Source organism: Blautia sp. ZXY-1-B12 (genome assembly GCF_056339915.1).
In genome coordinates this window covers 1-2,428 of the sequence record NZ_JBWJVP010000083.1, presented here as the reverse complement: position 1 = coordinate 2,428, position 2,428 = coordinate 1, and the positions used below count along the sequence as shown (strand labels likewise).

General features: G+C 34.4%; 3 protein-coding genes. All 3 read right to left on the bottom strand.

The window, feature by feature from the left end; all coding sequences use genetic code 11:
- A partial coding sequence (locus tag AC075L_RS05745; RefSeq protein ID WP_476387332.1) for a hypothetical protein occupies positions 1-451 on the bottom strand: 451 nt, incomplete at its 3' end.
- A complete protein-coding gene (locus AC075L_RS05740; RefSeq protein ID WP_025578604.1) occupies positions 448-1,224 on the bottom strand; it encodes a hypothetical protein in 777 nt (258 codons plus the stop codon). The genes AC075L_RS05745 and AC075L_RS05740, both read right to left, overlap by 4 nt.
- Positions 1,225-1,241: 17 nt before the next feature.
- Complete coding sequence (locus tag AC075L_RS05735) at positions 1,242-2,318, bottom strand: hypothetical protein (RefSeq protein WP_055152707.1); 1,077 nt, start codon at positions 2,316-2,318, stop codon at positions 1,242-1,244.
- Between the last annotated feature and the right edge of the window lie 110 nt (positions 2,319-2,428).

Below are 2,428 nucleotides of genomic sequence, written 5' to 3'. Positions count from 1 at the left end.
CTGCATCAGTAAGAGCAAGTGTTGTCCAAATCCGCCCCCATTCCCCGCTCAGACAAACGTTGGGAAAAATAATCAAAATACTTATTCCTGTCAGACACAACATATACAGTATACTAACCGAAAAAATATACATAATATGTCCAAGCACCCATTCGGAGGTTCCACCTCTCATAATCACAAAGAGCTGATATTTATCATAAAATGGTGCATCTATAAAAAACAGCATAGCAGCTACAAATATAGATGCAGTCAGCATAACATCATTGAATATAAATGGAAGCAAAAATGGTGAAGCTTTTTCATTTACAGAAAACAAAAAATCTCTTATTGGAATCAATTCATTTAACATATAAACAAAAAGGCAGACCGGAATCAGATAAAGTTTATAATTTCCCCGCAGAATTCTCAATTGATAACCGCAAATCCGCCTGGCCTGACTCAAGACTTTCATCGATATTCACCCTCTATCTTTTTTAACATAATCATTCCGCTTATCCCACAAAATACCACTGTCACAAAAAGCGCATATGCTATGAGCAGAACAGGATCATCCGTGTATGTTTTTGTTGCAGAATTATATATTTCCTCCATATACAACATGGGATATTTGACTGCTATCCTTGAGAATAAAAAAATAAAGAAATAATTTAACAGAAATGGAAACGCATACACTGCATAAGAATCTCTTACAAATGTTGACAGCGCAAGACTAAGCACACTCATAGATGCGCAATATAATCCATCTAAAAATATCTGCACCCCCATATATAATTCTGTATTTTCAGGTAAAAGCCATCCAAAGCAACTCTCTGATTTAAAGTTTTCTACTGTAATACTGTCAGAAGAAACCAATGGCAATTCATGACACTGCCATATAACAAAAATAATACTTCCCAGAATCACCACCAGAAAAGATGTACAGAATACAACAATAATTTTAGATATAACATACTTTCTGATTCCTACTCTCTGAATACTGCATCTCAAAAAATGATTTTCCGTATCTTCACAATAAGAAGTTACATAAACTGTTGATGTAACAATCATTGCCAGAAGCGGAGTTATTGAACGTCCCCATACATGCACAAAAAGGTACAAAACATCCTGACTGTCAGCAAATCTTTTGCTATTGAATTCCCATACAAAAAACATCAGGATAATTGCTAAAGGAAATTTAGCTCCCTTTAATGCTCTTTTGAAATCTGTTTTTATTATATTCTTCATATCTCGTCTCAAATTTATCACATTACTTTCAATGTTTCCGCATGAAAATAAATCTTTTGTAAATAACTGCTATCCGGTAAATCACTGTTTTTCACCAATACTCTACATTCCCATACAGGTTCAATTTCTGCTGAATGTTTATCTGGATTTACATGCACAACTTTCTGACAAAGAGATATCCTCTGTACTTCATAAATATCATCGGAAATAATATTGCCAAAATATTTTTCCAATGCTTTCAATACCATCTCCGGACTTACCACCTCAACTTCATTTTTTAATTCAAGAGGATAGTAACCATTTATACTTAAAGACTGAATACCGTTCTTATCGTATATAACAGATACGTTATTCTCATCAAATCCCTCTCCCATTACAGGCGGTAATACCGGATAGTCCTGCCATGTAGTATAAGTCATAAAATAATAACAGTCATCATCTTCTGTCCACTGTGTTTTTGCAGTCGGAATTTTTGTGTCTTCCTCCTCAGCTCTGGCAATCGCTTTTTTTTCTTCTTCGCTCATAATACTATGTTCCATAACATAGCATATAACATCATCTGATACATCAACCCCCAGTTTATCCAGCACTTCACTTACATTCTTCCATGCTTCTTTTTGAGGCATAAAAGGAAGATCCGTTTTATCCTGATATTTATTTCCATTATAATCATCAAAACGACTGTCAGAAAACAGTACATTATTTATATAAGAAGCCTGATCAGTCGCATAATTCAAATTATCATCAGAAATCACTAAAGTTGCGTTGTTTTCAGCTATTTCATAAATTTTATACTGTACTGTCCCATAATCATCTATGTATTCATTTGTAATGTTACCATCCTGAACCAACAATTGTGCAATTTCTTCCTGCTTATCCCAGAGTGTCTGTCCACTAATCTGTGTCTCCGCACATTTTCCATTTTTACAGTTTTCAGGATATTGAAACTCTGCATTTACCTTTATCTGTTCTGTCAGTTCCGTTTTCATGCCTTTCGGAAAATCTGTTGATTTCTGGTACTGTTGAGACTTACCGCATCCACCAATCGCTGTAACTACAAATATCAGAGATATTATTCTTATAATATTTTTCATATGTCCCTCTCATCTTACCAACCACACAATCACAAAACTTATCCAAATAATTCCTCTCCAGATACAGTATAACAAAATCCGAGAAAGTTATAACCTGCATTTTCATCTAC

Excerpts from the sequence above, each read along its gene's own strand:
- AC075L_RS05740 (WP_025578604.1), bottom strand. The coding sequence starts at position 1,224 with ATGAAGAATATAATAAAAACAGATTTCAAAAGAGCATTAAAGGGAGCT.
- AC075L_RS05735 (WP_055152707.1), bottom strand. The coding sequence starts at position 2,318 with ATGAAAAATATTATAAGAATAATATCTCTGATATTTGTAGTTACAGCG.